This is a genomic window from Plantactinospora sp. KBS50, assembly GCF_002285795.1.
Classification (GTDB): Bacteria; Actinomycetota; Actinomycetes; order Mycobacteriales; family Micromonosporaceae; genus KBS50.
Window position 1 is genome coordinate 6,100,128 of the sequence record NZ_CP022961.1, and the last position, 17,188, is coordinate 6,117,315.

Sequence of the window (17,188 nt, forward strand, 5' to 3'; positions counted from 1 at the left end):
CGGGAGGGTGGTGGACGCCTCACCCGGCGACGGAACGCAGCGGGACGTTCTGCGCGTCGGCCGTCACCGCCAGCCCGTCCGGCCGCGGCTCGACCTGGCTCACGGAGAGCTGGAACGGCAGCGTCGGCAGCGGGATCTTGATCGAGATCTGGTTGGCGTAGTTGCGCAGGGCGGCCTGGGCCAGCGGGATGTCGGGCAGCTCGTCGGCGCTCAGGTTCTCGAACCGGAGGGCAACCTGGCCGTCCTGGACGGTCACGTCGGCCGTGCCGCGCACGGTGAACTTCTGGCCCAGCACGTCGACCGGGGCGGTGACCCCGAGCTTGCCGTCCTGCTCGGCGAGGCTCAGTCCGGGCCGGTCGATCAGCTTGGTCACGCTCTCGTACGAGATCGTGCCGGTGCCGTGCACCGTTCCCGCGGTCACGTCGCCGGTGCCCGAGCGCAGCGTCTCCAGCGGGGCGTCCACGTCCCGGGCGTCGATGTCGACCCGGGGCAGGCTCAGCCCGGTGCCCTCGACGGACCCGGTCACCTCGGTGAGGCGCATCGAGATGGACTCGTAGTGCCCGGACGCCACCTGGGTGAGGAACGGGAACCCGCCCACCGAGACGGAATCGACCTGGGCGCTGGCGTCCTGCCGGGTGACCTCCTGGCGGACCCGCTCGGCGATGGCCCGCTCGGCGAACCCGGCCGCCACCCGGTCGGCCACCACCAGCGCACCCACCAGCACGAGCAGCAGGACCAGCAGCCCGATCAGGAGCCCCCGGCCACGCCGCCGGGGGCGCTCCTCGTACGCATAGCCGTCCGCCACGTCGCCTCCCGCCGCTGATGTCCCGGTGCCGTTCCGGGTGTCGCTGAGTACCCGGACGCGGCTCGATTGAATCAGAGGAAGAACACCGTGACGGCGTAGGCGACCGGGACCGCCAACGCGAAGCCGCCCAGCGGACCCTGCATGTGTCGGGCCAGCCACAGGGTCGGCGGGTCACCGGCCATCAGCCGGCCGGCCTCGGCGTACCCGACCGCGAGGTCGGCCAGCACCGCGGCGCCGGCAGTGACCAACCCCACAATGGCGGATCCGGTGGGGTGGAACCCGACCAGGTAGCTGCCGATCACGGCCGCCGCGAGGGTGCCGCACATGGCGCCGGCGACCACGCCGGTGGCGCCGCGGGGCACCTGCGGGGCGAGCCGGGGCCGCGGCAGCACCGCGTCGACGAGGCGGGCCACCGTGAGGGCGACCGCCGCGGCGGCCAGGCACACGAAGATGGCCTGGGTGCCTCCCGGCTTGCGGCTCAGCACGATGAGCGTCCCGAACGCCACCACCCCGATCACGATCAGCAGGGTCGCGCCGAGCGACTCGGTCACCCGGGTCCGGTCGGCGCGGCGGACGAGCTGGCCGAGCACGGCCACCGCCAGCCCGGCCGCGGCCACGTACCCCAGCGGCGCCAGCACCGCGAGCGTGGGCAGCGCGGCCGCCGCGTCGGCGCCGGCCGCGACGATCACACCGACGCCCGCGACCAGCGGCAACGCCGGTGGCCGCATGGCCATCGTCCAGGCCAGCACGTAGAGCACCTGTACGCCGAAGACGACGACCGCGAACGGCAGCCGGTGGCCCGGTACGGCGGTGTGCACGCCGAGCACCAGTCCGGCACCCAGCAGGGCGGCGAAGGTGGCGACGGACAGCGACAGCGACCGGCGTACCGGCACCGCCGCCTGGCTGGCGTCCTCGGCGGCGGCCGGGGGGTCGGCGCGGCGCGATCCGCCCGGGGCGGCTTCCCGGCGCGACCCGGTGGCCTCGTCCCGGCCCTGGTGGCCGGCGCCGGCCCGGCGGCCGGGCGGCTCCGCCGGTTCGGTACGCGGCTGCCCGGCGCCGCCGCGCCACGGCTCGGCCGGTCCGCCGGACCGGCCGCCGTCCGCGGGCGCTGCGGGGTGGCGCGGGACGCCGTAGGGCGAGTTCGGTCCCGGCCCGCCGGGATGGCTCCGGGGATCTCCGCCCGGGTGGCTCCGCGGATCGCGGTCGGCACGACCGCCGGGTCCGGGCTGCCGGTCGCGGCCGGTTTCGGATGGCGTGGAGGGGAACACGACACGATGGTGCCAGACCGGCGGGCAACACGCCGATCACGGTTTCCGGCAGGAAAATTATCTGGACGATGTAGGCGCCAACCCGAGCATTCCGGACCGGGACCCGAGGGCGGCTCAGGGTGGATCCGCTACTCTCTCCTTACCTACCCGTCAGCGCAGCCGGGATCGACGGGTCGCATTCGCCGGCGGCGGCTGGCGATGCGACGGTCTCGGCGCGGCCTACCGGCCGCCCCGGACGGAGGTGACAGTGCAGATCCTGCTGCTGGTGACCGCGCTGCCCGGCGATCCATCCGCCGTGCTGCCCGCGCTCGACCTACTACCCCACTCGGTGCGTACCGCACCCCGCGACGTTCGCACCCTCGTCGCCGGACCCAGCCCGGACGCCGTGCTGGTGGACGCCCGCTGCGATCTCAGCGACGCCCGCGCCACCTGCCGGATGTTGCACGCCACCGGACTCGGCGTGCCGCTGATCGCGGTGGTGACCGAGGCCGGTCTCATCGCGGTGAACGCGGACTGGGGAGTCGACGACGTGGTTCTTGCCGGCGCCGGTCCGGCCGAGGTCGAGGCGCGGCTGCGCCTGGCGATCGGCCGGATGAGCGCCGCTGCGGCCGCCACGACCGGCCTGGTCCGGGCCGGCGAGTTGACGATCGATCCGGACACGTACGCCGCCCGGCTCAAGGGCCGGCCGCTCGACCTCACGTACAAGGAGTTCGAGCTGCTCCGCTTCCTCGCCCAGCACCCGGGCCGGGTCTTCACCCGGGACCAGCTGCTGCGTGAGGTCTGGGGGTACGACTACTTCGGTGGCACCCGGACCGTGGACGTGCACGTGCGGCGGCTACGGGCAAAGCTCGGCTCGGAGTACGAGTCGATGATCGGGACGGTCCGCCAGGTCGGCTACAAGTTCGTGGTGCCGCCCGGTCGGGCGCTGCCGGAGAGTGAGCCGGTACCGGAGACCGTGTCCGTCTGATTCGCCGGAAGTTCACCCTTTCGCGTTTTTGCCGGGCGGAGTACGAGAAGCCCTCTTTAACCCCTGTTTCCGGATCTAGGCTGAGCCGGAATCGACTGACAAGGCCGGACGGCGGCCGGGCCAGCAGCCCGGTCGCCGGCACCGGACGGGGGCGACACGGGGGCATCGAGTATGAGGTCATTCCCGGCGCTGCGGCTGTTCACCCTGATCGCGCTGATCGTCGCCGGGGTGCTGGGGGCCGTCTATGCCATCGGTCGGACCGTCGGCACCGGCAGTTCCGGGCCGGCCGACCGGCCGGTCGCCGGGTCCGCCGTGTCACCCTCCGCGTCGCCGTCCGGGGCGCCCTCCGGATCCGCCTCGGCCGAGCCGCCCGAGGTCCGGTCCGACGACCGGCCACCGCTGCCGCCGCAGGACAACGGCGCGGCCGGCAGCCGTTGGACCACCGGCACCGCCCAGGTGGCGCTCACCTTCGACGACGGCCCCGACCCGACCTGGACCCCACAGGTCCTGGCGCTGCTGCGGACGTACCACATCAAGGCCACGTTCTGCATGATCGGCCAGAACGCGGCGGCCCATCCCGACCTCGTCCGGGCGGTCGCGGCCGAGGGGCACACGCTGTGCAACCACTCCTGGAGCCACGACCTGCTGCTCGGCGGGTACACCCCGGCGGCCATCCGGGCCGACCTCGCCCGGACCAACGCGGCGATCACCGCGGCCGTGCCCGACGTACCGGTCAAGTACTTCCGCCAGCCGGGCGGCAACTGGACCAGCACCGAGGTCCAGGTGGCCCGCGACCTGGGGATGACCTCGCTGGGCTGGGGGGTCGACCCGCGCGACTGGTCCCGGCCCGGATCGTCGGCCGTGGTCCGCACCGTGGTGGGCGGCACCGAGCAGGGCTCGGTGGTGCTGATGCACGACGGCGGCGGCGACCGCCAGCAGACCGTGACCGCGCTCATGACCATCCTGCCGACCCTGAACCAACGCTTCGACCTCGCCGCGCTGCCGACGTCCTACCAGGCGCAGGTGTACGCCGCGGCCGCGAGCAGCGCCTCGCCCGGCGCGACCGCCAGCGTGGCGCCGGCGCTGGAGCAGGCCACGCCGCGACCGGACCCGGTCACCCCGGCTCCGGTGGTGGACGACCCGGAGCAGGCCGCGGACCCATCGACCGGCGACGGATCCGACGACGACCATCAACCGGACGACGATGGTCGGGAGTCGGACGCAACCGGCTGAGGACATCGACCGGGCAACGGTGGTTACGGTGGGAAGATGATCAGAGGTGGCTCGCCCGACGACGTCCGGATGATCAGTACGGCTGCCCTCGACCCCGAGGACGTACGGCTGGTGCTCGCTCTCGCGGACGCCGCCGGCGCGAGCGACGGCGTGCCGCCGCTGTCCGAGCAGGTCCTGCTGGACCTGCGCAACGGCGGACCGGCCGGCACGAGGCACCTGATCGCCCGCTCCGCCCGGGACACCGTGGCCGGCTACGCGCACCTGGACCTGGCCGGCGGGCGGGACGCGTTCGCCGCCGAACTCGTCGTACATCCGATGCAGCGGCGCCGCGGGATCGGCCGGGCACTGGTCGACGCCGTCCTGGGTGCCGCCCGCGCCGCCGGCCCTGACGGCACGGCCGACACCGCCGACACCGCCGGCACCACCGGCACCACCGACCCGAGCGGCCCTGACGGTGTGACCGGTACGACCGGCGGCCTCGACATCTGGGCGCACGGCGACCATCCGTCGGCCGCCGCGCTCGGCCTCGACCTGGGCTTCCGGCGCGAACGGGTGCTGTGGCAGCTGCGCTACCGGATGACCGGTCCGCTGACCGAGCCGGCCCTGCCGGACGGGGTGATCCTGCGCCCGTTCGTCCCGGGATCCGACGAGGCCGCCTGGCTGGCCGTGAACGCCCGCGCCTTCGCCAGCCACCCGGAACAGGGCCGCTGGACCGCTGCGGATCTCGCGGCCCGGATGGCCGAACCGTGGTTCGACCCGGCCGGCTTCCTGCTCGCCGTCGCCGAGTCGGACGGCCGGCTGCTCGGGTTCCACTGGACCAAGGTGCACCCGCCGGCGATCGACCGGGGCGAGCCGCTCGGCGAGGTGTACGTGCTGGGCGTCGACCCGGACACCCACGGCCTCGGGCTGGGTCGCGCGCTGACCCTGGCCGGCCTGCGGCACCTGCGCTCCCGCGGGCTGCACCGGATCATGCTGTACGTCGACGAGTCGAACACCCCGGCCATGGGCCTCTACGCCCGGCTGGGCTTCGGCCGCTGGGCGGGCCACGTCACCTACCGGATCGCGCTGGACGGGCGGCCCGACCAGGGCTGAGCGCGGTCGCCTCGACCGTCCAAAACCGGGCCGAAAACCCCGCGAGACGCGTGCGCGCAAGTTGGCAATAAATCGCCCAATAATGGGATATACATTCGGCAGTTCACGTAACGGACAACCTGTACTCAGCCACATGTGACCCAGTCGGCCGCGCCTGTTCATCCTGCGTTCACCCATGCCCGATGAGCCGTCCACCTGACGCTCCTACCTTGCGTCGTGGCTGGTCCTGAACCGGCCCCCGGAGACGGTTCCGGGGTATCGACCATGTGAAGGGAAACCTCTCAGGTGAAGCTCCAGCGGCACGGCACCATCGCCTGCCTCGCTATGACCGCCGTCCTCGCGCTCAGCGCCTGCGGCTCGGACAACGAGGCAGACGGGACGCCCGCTGCCTCCGGCTCCGCCGCGGGTGACTGCGCCACCGGCACGATCAACGCCCAGGGCTCCTCGGCGCAGAAGAACGCGATGGCCGAGTGGATCAAGGCGTACCAGCAGAAGTGCGCCGGGCTGACCATCAACTACGAGCCCTCCGGTTCCGGCGCCGGCATCCAGGCGTTCATCTCCGGCACGGCCGACTTCGCCGGCTCGGACTCCGCGCTCAAGCCGGAGGAGAAGCCGCAGGCCGACGCCCGCTGCTCCGGCGGCGAGGCGGTCGACCTGCCGATGGTGACCGGCCCGATCGCGGTCACCTACAACCTGCCGGGCGTGGACAGCCTCCAGCTCACGCCGGCCACGATCGCCCAGATCTTCGCCGGCAAGGTGACCAAGTGGGACGACGCAGCGATCAAGGCGGACAACCCGGACGCCAAGCTGCCGTCGGCGACCATCCAGACGGTCCACCGCAGTGACGAATCCGGCACCACCGACAACTTCACCAACTTCCTCAGCAAGACCGCCCCGTCGGACTGGACCTTCGACAAGTCCAAGGTCTGGAAGGCGCCGGGCGGCACCGGTCAGGCCAAGTCCGACGGCGTGACCAACTTCGTCAAGAACACCCCGAACTCGATCACCTACACCGAGCTGTCGTACGCCGAGAACGCCGGCCTCCCGATGGCCAAGATCCAGAACGGCGCCGGTGAGTTCGCTGAGCTGACCGCGGACAGCGCCGGCAAGGCCGTGGCGGGCGCCCAGGTCGCCGGCCAGGGCGACGACCTCGCGCTGTCGATCGACTACAGCACCAAGGAGGCCGGCGCCTACCCGCTGATCCTGGTCACCTACGAGATCGTCTGCACCAAGGGCCTGGCCTCGGACAAGCTCAAGGCGATCAAGGGCTTCCTCACCTACACCTCCAGCACCGAAGGCCAGCAGGTGCTGACCGACCTCGGTTACGCCCCGCTGCCGGACTCGGTCCGGACCAAGGTGGCGGACGTCGTCAGCAAGCTGTCCTGAACCACCCGCAGTTGACCACCCCTTCCCAACGGAACGAGCGAGTAGATGGCTGACATCCCCCGCTCGGCCGACGCCAGCACCGGCGGGCCGTCCGTGACCTATGGTCGCGGCCGGCCCGCCGGTTCGGCGCGTACGGCCGAATTTCCCGGAACCGGGACGAGTCCCGCGCCGTTCGGGAACGGCACCGACGGCGACCCGGATGGCGACGGCGCCCCCGGCGGTGGTGGCGCACTCCCCCAACGGCGCAGGTTCGGCATGGAGACGACGTTCCGGCTGCTGAGCATGGCGGCCGGTGGCATGGTGCTGGTCATCATCGTGGCCATCGCGGCCTTCCTGATCGCCCGGGCGATCCCGGCGCTGCGGGCCGACACGGAGAACTTCTTCACCTTCCAGGGCTGGGACCCGAACGCCGCGGAGCCGAAGTTCGGCATCGGCGCGCTCGCCTTCGGCACCCTGCTCTCCTCGCTGCTCGCCCTGGTCATCGCGGTGCCGGTGGCCCTGGGCATCGCGCTGTTCCTCAGCCACTACGCCCCGCGCCGGCTCGCCACCCCGCTCGGCTTCCTGATCGACCTGCTGGCCGCCGTGCCCAGTGTCGTGTTCGGACTGTGGGGGCGGGACTACTTCGTCCAGCCGGTCACCGACCTGTCGGTGTGGCTGAACAGGTACTTCGGCTGGCTCCCGATCTTCGGCGGCGAGGGGCCGTTCGGCCGTTCGGTGCTGCTCGGCTCGCTGGTGCTGGCCATCATGGTGCTCCCGATCGTGACCTCGCTGTCCCGGGAGGTGTTCCGGCAGACCCCCACGGCGAACGAGGAGGCCGCGCTCGCCCTCGGCGCGACCCGCTGGGAGATGATCCGCACCGCCGTGCTGCCGTACGGCCGGCCCGGCGTGATCGGCGCGGTCATGCTCGGCCTCGGCCGGGCGCTCGGCGAGACCATCGCGCTCGCGCTGACGCTCAGCTTCGCCTACAACATCTCGTTCAACCTCATCGAGAACGGCGGGAACTCGATCGCGGCCAACATCGCCGTCAAGTTCGGTGAGGCCGGCGACGTCGGCCGGGGCGCGCTGATCGCCTCCGGCCTGGTGCTGTTCTCGATCACGCTGGTGGTGAACATGACCGCCCGCGCCATCATCTACCGCCGCCGCGAGTTCACGGAGACCGCCGCATGACCACGATCTCGCCGCCGGCGACCGGTCCGGACCGCTCCACCGACCTGCGTACCCGCAGCCTGCCGGCGCTGGCCGTGCTCGGCATCGCCGCGGCGGCCCTGGCCGTCGCGGCGGCGCTGGTGTACGGCACCGGCATCGGCGGATCCACCCTGGTCCTCGTGCTCGCCCTGGTGCTGCACCTGGTCGGGACGTACGCCGCCAGCAGCACCGTCGAAGGCCCGCGCAAGGCCCGCAACCGCACCTGGACCACGCTGATCTACAGCGCCTTCGTGCTGGCCGCGCTGCCGCTGGTCTCGGTGGCCTGGACCCTGCTGCACAAGGGACTCAACCGGTTCGACCTGAACTTCTTCCAGACCTCGATGAACAACATCGGGCCGCGGGACGCCAACGGCGGCGCCTACCACGCCATCGTCGGCACGCTGGAACAGGTCGGCATCGCCGCCCTGATCACCGTGCCGCTCGGCCTGCTCTGCGCCATCTACCTGGTGGAGTACGGCCGCGGCCGGTTCGCCTTCGCGATCCGGTTCTTCGTGGACGTGATGACCGGCATCCCGTCGATCGTCGCCGGCCTGTTCGTGCTGGCCTTCTGGGTGCTGATCGTGTCGCCGCACCTCAACGGCACCGGCCGGCCGGGCTACTCCGGCTTCGCCGCCGCGCTGGCGCTGAGCGTGCTGATGCTGCCGCTGGTGGTCCGCTCCGCCGAGGAGATGCTCCGGCTCGTCCCGGCGCCGCTGCGCGAGGGGGCGTACGCGCTCGGCGTACCGAAGTGGAAGACCATCCTGCGGATCGTGCTGCCCACGGCGCTGCCCGGCATCGTCACCGGCGTGATGCTGGCGGTCGCCCGGGCGGCCGGCGAGACCGCGCCGGTCCTGCTGGTCGCCGGCGGGACGGCGGCGATCAACTTCAACGTCTTCGAGAACAACCAGTCGTCCCTGTCCCTGTTCGTCTACCAGCAGGCGGGCGAGGCGTCCAGGTACTCGCCCGACCGGGCCTGGACGGCGGCGCTGACCCTGGTCGGTCTCGTCCTGATCCTGACGATCGCGGCGAAGCTGCTGTCCCGTCGCAACCGGCTGAGCCGATGATCACCCGAGAGAGGTCCACCATGGCCAAGCGAGTCGAAGCCTCGAACGTCACCGCCTACTACGGATCGTTCAAGGCCATCGAGAACATCACCCTGACCGTCGAGCCGAAGAGCGTGACCGCGCTGATCGGCCCCTCCGGCTGCGGCAAGTCGACGTTCCTGCGTTCGATCAACCGGATGCACGAGGTGCTGCCCGGCGCGCGGGTCGAGGGCCGGCTGACCATCGACGAGCAGAACATCTACGACCGGGACATCGACGTGACCGCGGTACGCCGGACCATCGGCATGGTCTTCCAGCGGCCCAACCCGTTCCCCACCATGTCGATCTTCGACAACGTGGTCGCCGGGCTCAAGCTCAACGGCGTACGCCGCAAGTCGGTGCTCGCCGACGCGGCCGAGCGGGCGCTGCGCTCGGCGAACCTGTGGGACGAGGTGAAGGACCGGCTGGACAAGCCGGGCGCCGGGCTCTCCGGCGGTCAGCAGCAGCGGCTCTGCATCGCCCGGACCATCGCGGTCGAGCCGCAGGTCGTGCTGATGGACGAGCCCTGCTCGGCGCTCGACCCGATCTCCACGCTGGCGATCGAGGACCTGATGTTCAAGCTCAAGGACGAGTTCACGATCATCATCGTCACGCACAACATGCAGCAGGCGGCCCGGGTCTCCGACCGCACGGCCTTCTTCTCGATCGACCGTACCGGCGATCCGGGCCGGCTGATCGAGTACGACAACACGCAGCGGATCTTCAGCAACCCGAGCCAGAAGAAGACCGAGGACTACATCACCGGCCGCTTCGGCTGAGCCGCCGCGTCGGCTGACTCCTCGCTTCGGCTGAGCTTCCCGCCCCGGCTGAGCTTTCCGCACCGGCTGAGCCGGCCGCGGGCCGGGCGGGCGCGTGCCCGGCCGGCCGGACCGGCGTCAGAGCGCGGAAAGCTCCTTCTGGTAGACCGTGGAACTGCGCCGGACGCTCATCCCGACCCGCTCGTACAGCCCCAGCGCCCGGGTGTCCGAGTGGGTCCACAGCGTGCAGCCCCGCCGGCCGGCCTGGTGGAAGCCGCGGAACGCGTACCGCAGCAGCAGTCGGGCGATGCCGCGGTCGCGGTGGTCGCGCCGCACGGCGACCCGCTCGACGTACCCCATCCCCGCCGCGGGATCATCCAGCGACAGCACGGCGCCGACCAGCTCGTCGCCGGCGAACGCCACCGGCGACATCGCCGGCACGAACCGCGCGCGGTCGATGGTCAGCCGGACCCATTCGCCGTACGGCTTGCGCCGCTGCTGCCACTCGTCGAACGCGTCCTCGACCATGTGGTGCACGGCCACCCCGTCACCCGGCGCGAACGGGCGGACCGTGATCCCGGCCGGCGGCTCGGGAAGCTGCGGTTCCTCGGCCAGCTCGATCGCCAGCAGCCAGGCGGTGACCTTGGGCGCGAACCCGCGGGACCGGATCAGCGCGTTCGCCGCCTGATCGGCGCCCGGGACGGTCTGCACCAGCCGGGGCGTACCGGAGTGCCGCGCGCACCGCTCGGTCCAGTCCAGCAGGGCGCCGCCCAGGCCGCGCCCGCGGTGGTCCGGATGGACATCCACCGCGGAACGCCGGTTCACCCAGGCCCGGGCGGCCAGCTCGCCGGACGGGCCGTAGCCGAGCATCGTGTCGCGGGCCGGGTCCAGCCCCGGCCGGGCCAACTCGGCGGCGATCACATCGGGATCGGTCTCCACCCGCCCGTACAGGGCGCGCTCACACTCCGCAACCAAGCGGTGAATGGCGGGGACGTCCTCGTGGGTGGCGGCCCGGCCGGTGTACCCGGCGGGCCAGGAAGGCTGCTCGTGCATGGCGACTCTCATCTCATGTCCCGATCACCCCCGATCGGGACATGCCAGGGTGCCAGTACGGCTATCGCAGCAGCAGTCGGGGGGTGCCGTCGGCGGCCGTGCCGAGGCGCGGGGTGACCGGCGTGGCCGGGTCCCGTCGGGCGGCCGCCGCCACCACCGCGTCCAGGTCCGGGTGCGCGGCCACCTCACCGAGGGTGACCAGGGTCGGCGGCAGCATCGCCAGATCGCCCCGCTGCGCCCGGGCCAGCGCCTCCCGCGGCTCGATCCACATGGTGTGGTCGGCCTCCCCGCTCACGTCCCGGGTCCGCTGCCCGGCCGGCAGCAGGGCCAGGAAGAAGTACGTGTCGAAGCGGCGCGGCTCGAACTCCGGGGTGATCCACCGGGACCAGGGCAGCAGCAGGTCGGAACGGATCATCATGCCGCGCGCCCGGAGCAGGTCGGCGAAGCCGGTCCGGTGGGCCACCAGGTCGGCCCGGTCGGCCTCCCAGCGCGCGCCGCTCACGTCGCCCGGCACGTCGCCCGGCACGTCACCCGGCACGGCGCCCGGCACGGCGCCCTGCCCGGCGCCCGGGCGCGGGCTGGCCAGCAGCACGCCGGCCTCCTCGAACACCTCGCGGGCCGCCGCGCAGACGACCGCCTGGGCCGGTTCGGGCGCCAGCCGCAGCCGCCGCGCCCAGTCGGCCGGATCGGGGCCGGCCCAGTCCAGGTGCACCCGCGAGTCGGACGGGTCCACCCCGCCGCCCGGGAACGCGTACACGCCGCCGAAGGTCATCGCGGCCAGCCGGCGGATGACGTACACCTCGTACCCGGAACCGGTCGCGGGCCGCAGCAGCAGGACGGTGGCCGCCACCCGCGGGGTCGCCGGCGGGCCGCCCTCGGCGGCGAACCGGCGGGCGTGCTCGGCCAGCGAGTCGGGCACCGGGAAGCCGGGCTCCTCGTACGTCACCCCGCGAGGGTAGTCCGCCGGCCGGCGGTGAGGGCAAGATCGCAGGTACGGGGGCGGCGGTGGAGTAATGCGCGGCCAGGTCGTAGCGTTCCGGCATGACTCGATGGGGCATCCTGTCCACCGGCGGCATCGCCGAGCAGTTCGTCTCCGACCTGCGGCTGCTGCCGGACGCCGAGGTCCTCGCCGTGGGATCGCGTACCTCGCAGGCGGCCCGGGCCTTCGCCGACCGGCACGGCATCCCGCGGGCCTACGGCTCCTGGGCGGACCTCGCCGCCGACGAGGACATCGACGCGGTGTACGTGGCGACGCCGCACTCGGGCCACTACGACGCCACGATGACCTGCCTCACCGCGGGCCGCGCGGTGCTCTGCGAGAAGCCCTTCACGCTGGACGCGGCCACCAGCGAGGAGCTGGTGCGTACCGCCCGGGACCGCGGCGTCTTCCTGATGGAGGCGATGTGGATGCGGTGCAACCCGGACCTGCTGCGGATGGTGGACCTGATCGCCGACGGCGCGATCGGGTCGCTCACCACCGTGCACGCCGACTTCGGTGTGGGCGGGCCGTTCCCGCCCGAGCACCGGATGCGGGCCCGCGCGCTGGGCGGTGGCGCGCTGCTGGACCTGGGCGTCTACCCGGTCAGCCTGGCCCACCTGCTGCTCGGCCTGCCGGACCAGATCCGGGCCTGGGCGCGACTGTCGGACGAGGGGGTGGACGAGAACACCGGCGTGCTGCTGGGCTACGACTCCGGCGCGCTGGCCGCGCTGACCTGTGGCATCACCGGCGAGACCGGGGTGGGCGCGACCATCACCGGCGGCGCGGGCCGGATCGAGCTGCCCGGCCCGTTCTTCCGGCCGGACCGGATCACCCTGCACCGCGCCGGCCACGAGCCGGAGGTGATCCGGACCGACATGACCGGCCGCGGCTACCAGCACGAGGCGGCCGAGGTGCAGCGTTGCCTGGCCGACGGGCTGATCGAGAGCCCGCTGGTGCCGCACGCCGCCACGCTTGAGGTGATGGGCCTGCTGGACGACATCCGGGCGCAGATCGGCGTCCGGTACGACTGACCGACGGCGACCCCGGGGCCGTCGGGACGGCCCTCGCCGTCCGGATGGCCCTCGCCGTCCGGATGGCCCTCGCCGTCCGGACGGGGAGGGCCGTCGTCGACGGTCGTCGACGGCCCGGCGCCGCCGGCGGCCCGGTCAGAAGATCGGGCGGACCAGCAGGTACACCAGGCAGGCGATGGCGGCGGCGGCCGGGAACGTGATGACCCAGGCGATCACGATGTTGCCGGCGACGTTCCAGCGCACCGCCGAGAGCCGCTTGGTGGCCCCGACGCCCATGATCGCCGAGGTGATCGTGTGGGTCGTGGAGATCGGCGCCTTCAGCACCAGCGCGTTGAAGTAGAGCACCGCGCTCGCCACGGTCTCGGCGGCGAACCCCTCCGGCGGACCCAGGTCGATGATCTTGCGGCCGAGGGTCCGGATGATCCGCCAGCCACCCGAGTACGTCCCCAGCGCCAGCATCGCGGCCGAGGTCCAGAAGACCCACTGCGGGATGTGCGTCTTGTCCGTCTGGTACCCGCCGGTGTAGAGCGCGAGCACGACGATGCCCATGGTCTTCGCGGCGTCCTGCATGCCGTGCCCCACGGACATGGCCGCGGCGGAGACCGTCTGCGCGTACCGGAAGCCCCGGTTGAGCTTGCCCGGCTGCCCGTGCCGGAACAGCCAGAGGATCGCGAGCATCACGAGGAAGCCGAGGATCAGGCCGACGATCGGGGACAGCACCATCGGGATGATCACTTTGTCGAGGATGTTTCCCCACTTCACGTGGCCGCCCGAGGCCAGCAGGGTGGAGCCGACCAGGCCGCCGAAGAGGGCGTGCGACGAGGAGGACGGCAGGCCGAAGTACCAGGTGGTCAGGTTCCAGCAGATCGCGCCGACCACGCCGGCGAACACGACGCCCAGGCTGGCCACGCCGGTGGGCAGGCTGACCAGCCCGTCACCGACGGTCTTGGCCACCCCGGCGCCCAGGTGCGCACCGGCGAAGTTGCCGACGGCCGCCATGGCCAGCGCCACCCGCGGGGTCAGCGCCCGGGTGGAGATGCTGGTGGCGATCGCGTTGGCCGCGTCGTGGAAGCCGTTCGTGTAGTCGAAGACCATCGCGGCGACGATCACCGCGAGCACGGCGATGAGGGTGGCGTCCACGCGCTCAGGACTCCTTGACCGCGATTGTCTCGACGATGTTGGCCACGTGCTCGAACGCGTCGCAGGCCGCCTCCAGCTCGTCGGCGACCTCCTTCATCTTCAGCACGGTCAGCGCGTCGTACTCCCCGCTGAACAGGCGGACCAGCAGCATCCGGTACGCCTGGTCGCCCTCGTTCTCCAGCCGGTTGCACTCGATCCAGTACGGCTCCAGGTCCTTCATCGCCCGCAGCCGGGGCATCGCCTGGGCGGTCAGCTTCGCCTGCTGGTCCAGCACGTTGACCAGCTCGTGCAGCTCCCGGGGCAGCGCGGGCAGCTTGGTCAGCCCGTACAGGTAGACCAGGTTGCCGGCCGCCTCCAGGTGGTCCATCACGTCGTCCAGCAGCGAGCCGAGGGAGTAGATGTCCTCCCGGTCGAAGGGTGTGATGAAGGTGGAGTTGATCTTCTTGTACAGCTCGTGCGTGATCTGGTCGCTGTCGTGCTCCACCTCCGTCAGCCGCTCGCTGACGGACTGCACCTCGACCCCCGGCAGACCCAGTTCCTGAAGCAGCTCGGTGCCGCGGACCAGGTTCTGGGCGGCCCTGGTGAACAGCTCGTAGAAGGCGCCCTCGGTGGGGCGGAAGGAGAACTTCACGGCAGGACCTCGTCGTCTCGGTCGGCAGCAGCGGTGGGGCGGCCCGACGGCCCGCCGGGGGAATGCTAAGGAATGCCATTTTGTCGTTCCGCGCGGCCTCCCCCTGGTCAAGCCGCATTTACCCGCAGTTCACCTGCTGTTCAACTGGCGGCGAGCAGCCGCTCCCGCTCGGCCGCCACATCGAAGTCGCCCGACGGATACTCCAGCCCCATCCCGGCGAACGTCTCCGCGAGGATGCTGGCGACCGCCCAGTCGCGGTACCACTTCCGGTCGGCCGGGACGACGTACCAGGGCGCGTCCGGGCCGTCGCAGCGGGCGAGCACCTCCGCGTACGCGGCCTGGTAGTCGTCCCACCTGGCCCGGGCGGCAAGATCCGCCGGGTTGTACTTCCAGTGCTTCGTCGGGTTGTCCAGCCGCTTGAGCAGCCGCTCCCGCTGCTCCTCCCGGGAAATGTGCAGAAACACCTTGACCAGGGTGAAACCGCCCGCGACCAGCTCGCGTTCGAAGGCGTTGATCTCGTCGTACCGGCCCCGCCACACCGGCTCCGGCACCAGCGACTCCACCCGGACGATCAGGACATCCTCATAGTGTGAGCGGTTGAAGATCCCGACGTGCCCGGGCCGGGGCAGCGCGCGGCGGATCCGCCACAGGAAGTCGTGCCGCAGCTCCTGCGGGGTCGGCGGACCGAACGAGCGGATCTCCAGCCCCTGCGGGTTCATCGCCCCGGCCACCCGCCGGATCGTGCCGTCCTTGCCGCCGCAGTCGGTGGCCTGAAGCACCAGCAACACCCGGCGGGCGGCGTCCGGATCGACCTGTGCGCCCGCGTACAGCATCTCCTGCCAGGTCGCGAGCTGGCCGCCCAGTTGCGCGACCCGCTCCCGGGCCCACGCCTTCGCCTCCCGGCGGCTCAGCTCCGCCGGGATGCCGGGGGTGCCGCGGGGGTCGATCGCGGCCAGGTCGACCGCGCCGCCGCCGGCCGACGGTACGCGCAACAGCTCACGGATCTGGGCAACCGACCGTTTCATCCGTCGATCATCACCCAGCCGACCCCGATCAGCCAGCCGGTCGGGATCCGCCGCTGGCCGCACTCCCCCGAGCCGGTCCCGCTCTGCCGCCGGGCGCGCCCCCGGGGCTGGCCGCGGTCTGCCGCCGGGCATGCTCCGCTCCGGGCGCGCCCCCGGGCCGCCGCGCCGGGTCAGACCACCAGGGCCAGCCACTTCCGGTACGTCGAGGCGAACGGCTCGGTCCCGTCGCCGAGCACGCCCAGCAACCAGTCGACCGCCTCGCGCGCATGCCCCACCAGCTCGTCCGGGTAGCCGTACCGGACCCGGTTCTCGGCGAACTCGTCCTCGTCGCGCAGCTCGACCACGCCGGTCGCGCGCCGCCGGACCACGTCCAGGTCGAGGTCGTAGAGATGGACGGTGTCGCCCTCCCAACGCGCCGGGCTGGTGATGTCGCAGTAGACCTCGCTGGTCCGCGGCGGCGGGTTGAACATCCCCGTCCACCATGCTTCGTGCGGCACGAGCAACACGAACGGAATCTGTTCCACCGACGGCCGGCCGTGGTAGACCGACGCGGTGCCGACCGTGACGCCCAGCCATGTCCCGAGGTCGTCCTCGGCGAGCCGACGGGCCGGATAGTCGCGGTGTGCGCTGCCGTCGTACTTGCGGTACACGACCCGGACCATCTCGCTCGGCATGTCCCGCACCCTAGCTGATCAGCGTGACGCGCCAGCGACGGAAGCCGGACACCGGTGACCGTTCGTCTCGGTCGATCGGCCCACGGGCACGTCGATATGCCTGGCAGAACGGCGACCGATCGGACCGGGGAGGCAATCGTGGCACGTGAGCAGTACCACGTCGTTCCAGATGGTGACAATGACGAGTGGAAGGTGGAGCAGGGGTCGACGACCGTCGACACCTACGACACCAAGAAGGACGCCGTCCGGGGCGGTCGCGACACCGCACACCGGCACGAGCCGAGCCAGGTGATCGTGCACAAGGGAGACGGCAAATCGAGGGTGGGTCCACCTATCGCGACGACCCGTACCCGCCCGCCGGTTGATGCGCGCAGCGCGCGGGACGACACCCGCCGGCTGTCGCGGTTGCCATCACCGTTGCGGTCGCCGTCGCCGTTGCCGTCGCCGTTGCCGTTGCGGTTGCCGTTGCGGTTGCCGTTGCGGTCGCCGTTGCCGTTGCGGTCGCGGTCGGGGTTGCGGCCCGTGGTTGTCATCCGGCACCGGCCGGCGCCGAGGCTTCTTCGGAATCCGGGCGCCGGATGACCATTCCGGCGACGGCGGCGCCCGGTCCCGGCCGCACCTCGGACCCGGCGCCCGAGGTGATCCGCCGCCACGACTCGCGCCGGCGTCGTGTTGGCCCGGGCCGTGCACCATGCCAGCCACCACGGCGAGGCCAGCGACCACCGCGAGCAGGTCCACCCGGTCCGCACCGGCCTGCGCACCCGGCCTCCCGGCGCCCGCGCCTGGTCGCAGGTGGCGGCGCAGGCGGCTCGGTGCGACCACCTGGCGACGCCCGAATCCGGCGGTAGCGCCGTGCGTCCAGCGGCGCCGTCGGGCAGC

The 17,188-nt window shown here is 72.2% G+C and carries 17 protein-coding genes; 9 read left to right on the forward strand and 8 right to left on the reverse strand.

What is annotated here, in order from left to right; genetic code table 11:
* Window positions 1-19: 19 nt before the first annotated feature.
* Window positions 20-805, reverse strand: coding sequence for a DUF2993 domain-containing protein (locus tag CIK06_RS26420; protein ID WP_095567071.1), 786 nt, complete (start codon window positions 803-805; stop codon window positions 20-22).
* A 71-nt stretch (window positions 806-876) separates the two neighbouring features.
* Window positions 877-2,073 carry a hypothetical protein gene (locus CIK06_RS26425; RefSeq protein WP_232533880.1) on the reverse strand — a complete coding sequence of 399 codons (1,197 nt, stop codon included), beginning with the start codon at window positions 2,071-2,073 and terminating at the stop codon, window positions 877-879.
* Between the two features lie 241 nt (window positions 2,074-2,314).
* Here CIK06_RS26425 and CIK06_RS26430 point away from each other — a divergent pair, with 241 nt between their 5' ends.
* From CIK06_RS26430 to pstB, 7 genes are all read left to right on the forward strand, one after another.
* Window positions 2,315-3,040, forward strand: coding sequence for a response regulator transcription factor (locus CIK06_RS26430; protein ID WP_095567072.1), 726 nt, complete (start codon window positions 2,315-2,317; stop codon window positions 3,038-3,040).
* 171 nt (window positions 3,041-3,211) lie between these two features.
* Window positions 3,212-4,273 carry a polysaccharide deacetylase family protein gene (locus CIK06_RS26435; RefSeq protein WP_095567073.1) on the forward strand — a complete coding sequence of 354 codons (1,062 nt, stop codon included), beginning with the start codon at window positions 3,212-3,214 and terminating at the stop codon, window positions 4,271-4,273.
* A 39-nt stretch (window positions 4,274-4,312) separates the two neighbouring features.
* Window positions 4,313-5,365, forward strand: coding sequence for a mycothiol synthase (mshD, locus tag CIK06_RS26440; RefSeq protein WP_369916256.1), 1,053 nt, complete (start codon window positions 4,313-4,315; stop codon window positions 5,363-5,365).
* 285 nt (window positions 5,366-5,650) lie between these two features.
* On the forward strand, window positions 5,651-6,751 hold the full coding sequence (pstS, locus tag CIK06_RS26445; protein ID WP_095567074.1) for a phosphate ABC transporter substrate-binding protein PstS: 1,101 nt from the start codon (window positions 5,651-5,653) through the stop codon (window positions 6,749-6,751).
* 45 nt (window positions 6,752-6,796) lie between these two features.
* Window positions 6,797-7,918: a phosphate ABC transporter permease subunit PstC gene (gene pstC, locus CIK06_RS26450; protein WP_095567075.1), complete on the forward strand. Its 1,122-nt coding sequence runs from the start codon at window positions 6,797-6,799 to the stop codon at window positions 7,916-7,918.
* Complete coding sequence (gene pstA, locus CIK06_RS26455) at window positions 7,915-9,000, forward strand: phosphate ABC transporter permease PstA (RefSeq protein WP_095567076.1); 1,086 nt, start codon at window positions 7,915-7,917, stop codon at window positions 8,998-9,000. Before pstC ends, pstA begins: the two co-directional genes overlap by 4 nt.
* A gap of 20 nt (window positions 9,001-9,020) precedes the next feature.
* Window positions 9,021-9,797: a phosphate ABC transporter ATP-binding protein PstB gene (pstB, locus tag CIK06_RS26460; RefSeq protein ID WP_095567077.1), complete on the forward strand. Its 777-nt coding sequence runs from the start codon at window positions 9,021-9,023 to the stop codon at window positions 9,795-9,797.
* A 117-nt stretch (window positions 9,798-9,914) separates the two neighbouring features.
* On the opposite strand, the gene CIK06_RS26465 is transcribed toward pstB, so the two are convergent.
* A complete protein-coding gene (locus tag CIK06_RS26465) occupies window positions 9,915-10,829 on the reverse strand; it encodes a GNAT family N-acetyltransferase (protein WP_095567078.1) in 915 nt (304 codons plus the stop codon).
* A gap of 61 nt (window positions 10,830-10,890) precedes the next feature.
* On the reverse strand, window positions 10,891-11,775 hold the full coding sequence (locus tag CIK06_RS26470; RefSeq protein WP_095567079.1) for an NUDIX hydrolase: 885 nt from the start codon (window positions 11,773-11,775) through the stop codon (window positions 10,891-10,893).
* Between the two features lie 95 nt (window positions 11,776-11,870).
* Here CIK06_RS26470 and CIK06_RS26475 point away from each other — a divergent pair, with 95 nt between their 5' ends.
* The gene (locus CIK06_RS26475) at window positions 11,871-12,839 is read left to right on the forward strand and encodes a Gfo/Idh/MocA family protein (RefSeq protein ID WP_095567080.1); all 969 of its coding nucleotides are present in this window, start codon (window positions 11,871-11,873) and stop codon (window positions 12,837-12,839) included.
* Between the two features lie 135 nt (window positions 12,840-12,974).
* Here the strand turns inward: CIK06_RS26475 and CIK06_RS26480 are convergent, their stop codons facing one another.
* The 4 genes from CIK06_RS26480 to CIK06_RS26495 form a co-directional block, all read right to left on the reverse strand.
* Window positions 12,975-13,979 carry an inorganic phosphate transporter gene (locus CIK06_RS26480; RefSeq protein WP_095567081.1) on the reverse strand — a complete coding sequence of 335 codons (1,005 nt, stop codon included), beginning with the start codon at window positions 13,977-13,979 and terminating at the stop codon, window positions 12,975-12,977.
* Window positions 13,980-13,983: 4 nt separating this feature from the next.
* Window positions 13,984-14,610 carry a DUF47 domain-containing protein gene (locus CIK06_RS26485; protein ID WP_095567082.1) on the reverse strand — a complete coding sequence of 209 codons (627 nt, stop codon included), beginning with the start codon at window positions 14,608-14,610 and terminating at the stop codon, window positions 13,984-13,986.
* A 140-nt stretch (window positions 14,611-14,750) separates the two neighbouring features.
* Window positions 14,751-15,635 (reverse strand): PPK2 family polyphosphate kinase, encoded by an 885-nt coding sequence (locus tag CIK06_RS26490; RefSeq protein WP_095567083.1) that lies wholly within the window; start codon window positions 15,633-15,635, stop codon window positions 14,751-14,753.
* Between the two features lie 170 nt (window positions 15,636-15,805).
* Window positions 15,806-16,309, reverse strand: a complete 504-nt coding sequence (locus tag CIK06_RS26495; protein ID WP_095568155.1) for a DUF402 domain-containing protein — start codon at window positions 16,307-16,309, stop codon at window positions 15,806-15,808.
* Window positions 16,310-16,405: 96 nt separating this feature from the next.
* Between CIK06_RS26495 and CIK06_RS32670 the strand changes: the two genes are divergently transcribed.
* Entirely contained in the window at window positions 16,406-16,891 is a 486-nt protein-coding gene (locus tag CIK06_RS32670) for a DUF2188 domain-containing protein (protein WP_095567084.1), read from the forward strand.
* The last annotated feature ends 297 nt before the right edge of the window (window positions 16,892-17,188 follow it).

Bases quoted from the DNA above. Each gene is read 5' to 3' on its own strand.
- CIK06_RS26435 (WP_095567073.1), top strand. From the start codon at position 3,212: ATGAGGTCATTCCCGGCGCTGCGGCTGTTCACCCTGATCGCGCTGATC.
- pstC (WP_095567075.1), top strand. From the start codon at position 6,797: ATGGCTGACATCCCCCGCTCGGCCGACGCCAGCACCGGCGGGCCGTCC.
- pstA (WP_095567076.1), top strand. From the start codon at position 7,915: ATGACCACGATCTCGCCGCCGGCGACCGGTCCGGACCGCTCCACCGAC.
- pstB (WP_095567077.1), top strand. From the start codon at position 9,021: ATGGCCAAGCGAGTCGAAGCCTCGAACGTCACCGCCTACTACGGATCG.
- CIK06_RS26465 (WP_095567078.1), bottom strand. From the start codon at position 10,829: ATGCACGAGCAGCCTTCCTGGCCCGCCGGGTACACCGGCCGGGCCGCC.
- CIK06_RS26475 (WP_095567080.1), top strand. From the start codon at position 11,871: ATGACTCGATGGGGCATCCTGTCCACCGGCGGCATCGCCGAGCAGTTC.
- CIK06_RS26490 (WP_095567083.1), bottom strand. From the start codon at position 15,635: ATGAAACGGTCGGTTGCCCAGATCCGTGAGCTGTTGCGCGTACCGTCG.
- CIK06_RS26495 (WP_095568155.1), bottom strand. From the start codon at position 16,309: ATGCCGAGCGAGATGGTCCGGGTCGTGTACCGCAAGTACGACGGCAGC.
- CIK06_RS32670 (WP_095567084.1), top strand. From the start codon at position 16,406: ATGCCTGGCAGAACGGCGACCGATCGGACCGGGGAGGCAATCGTGGCA.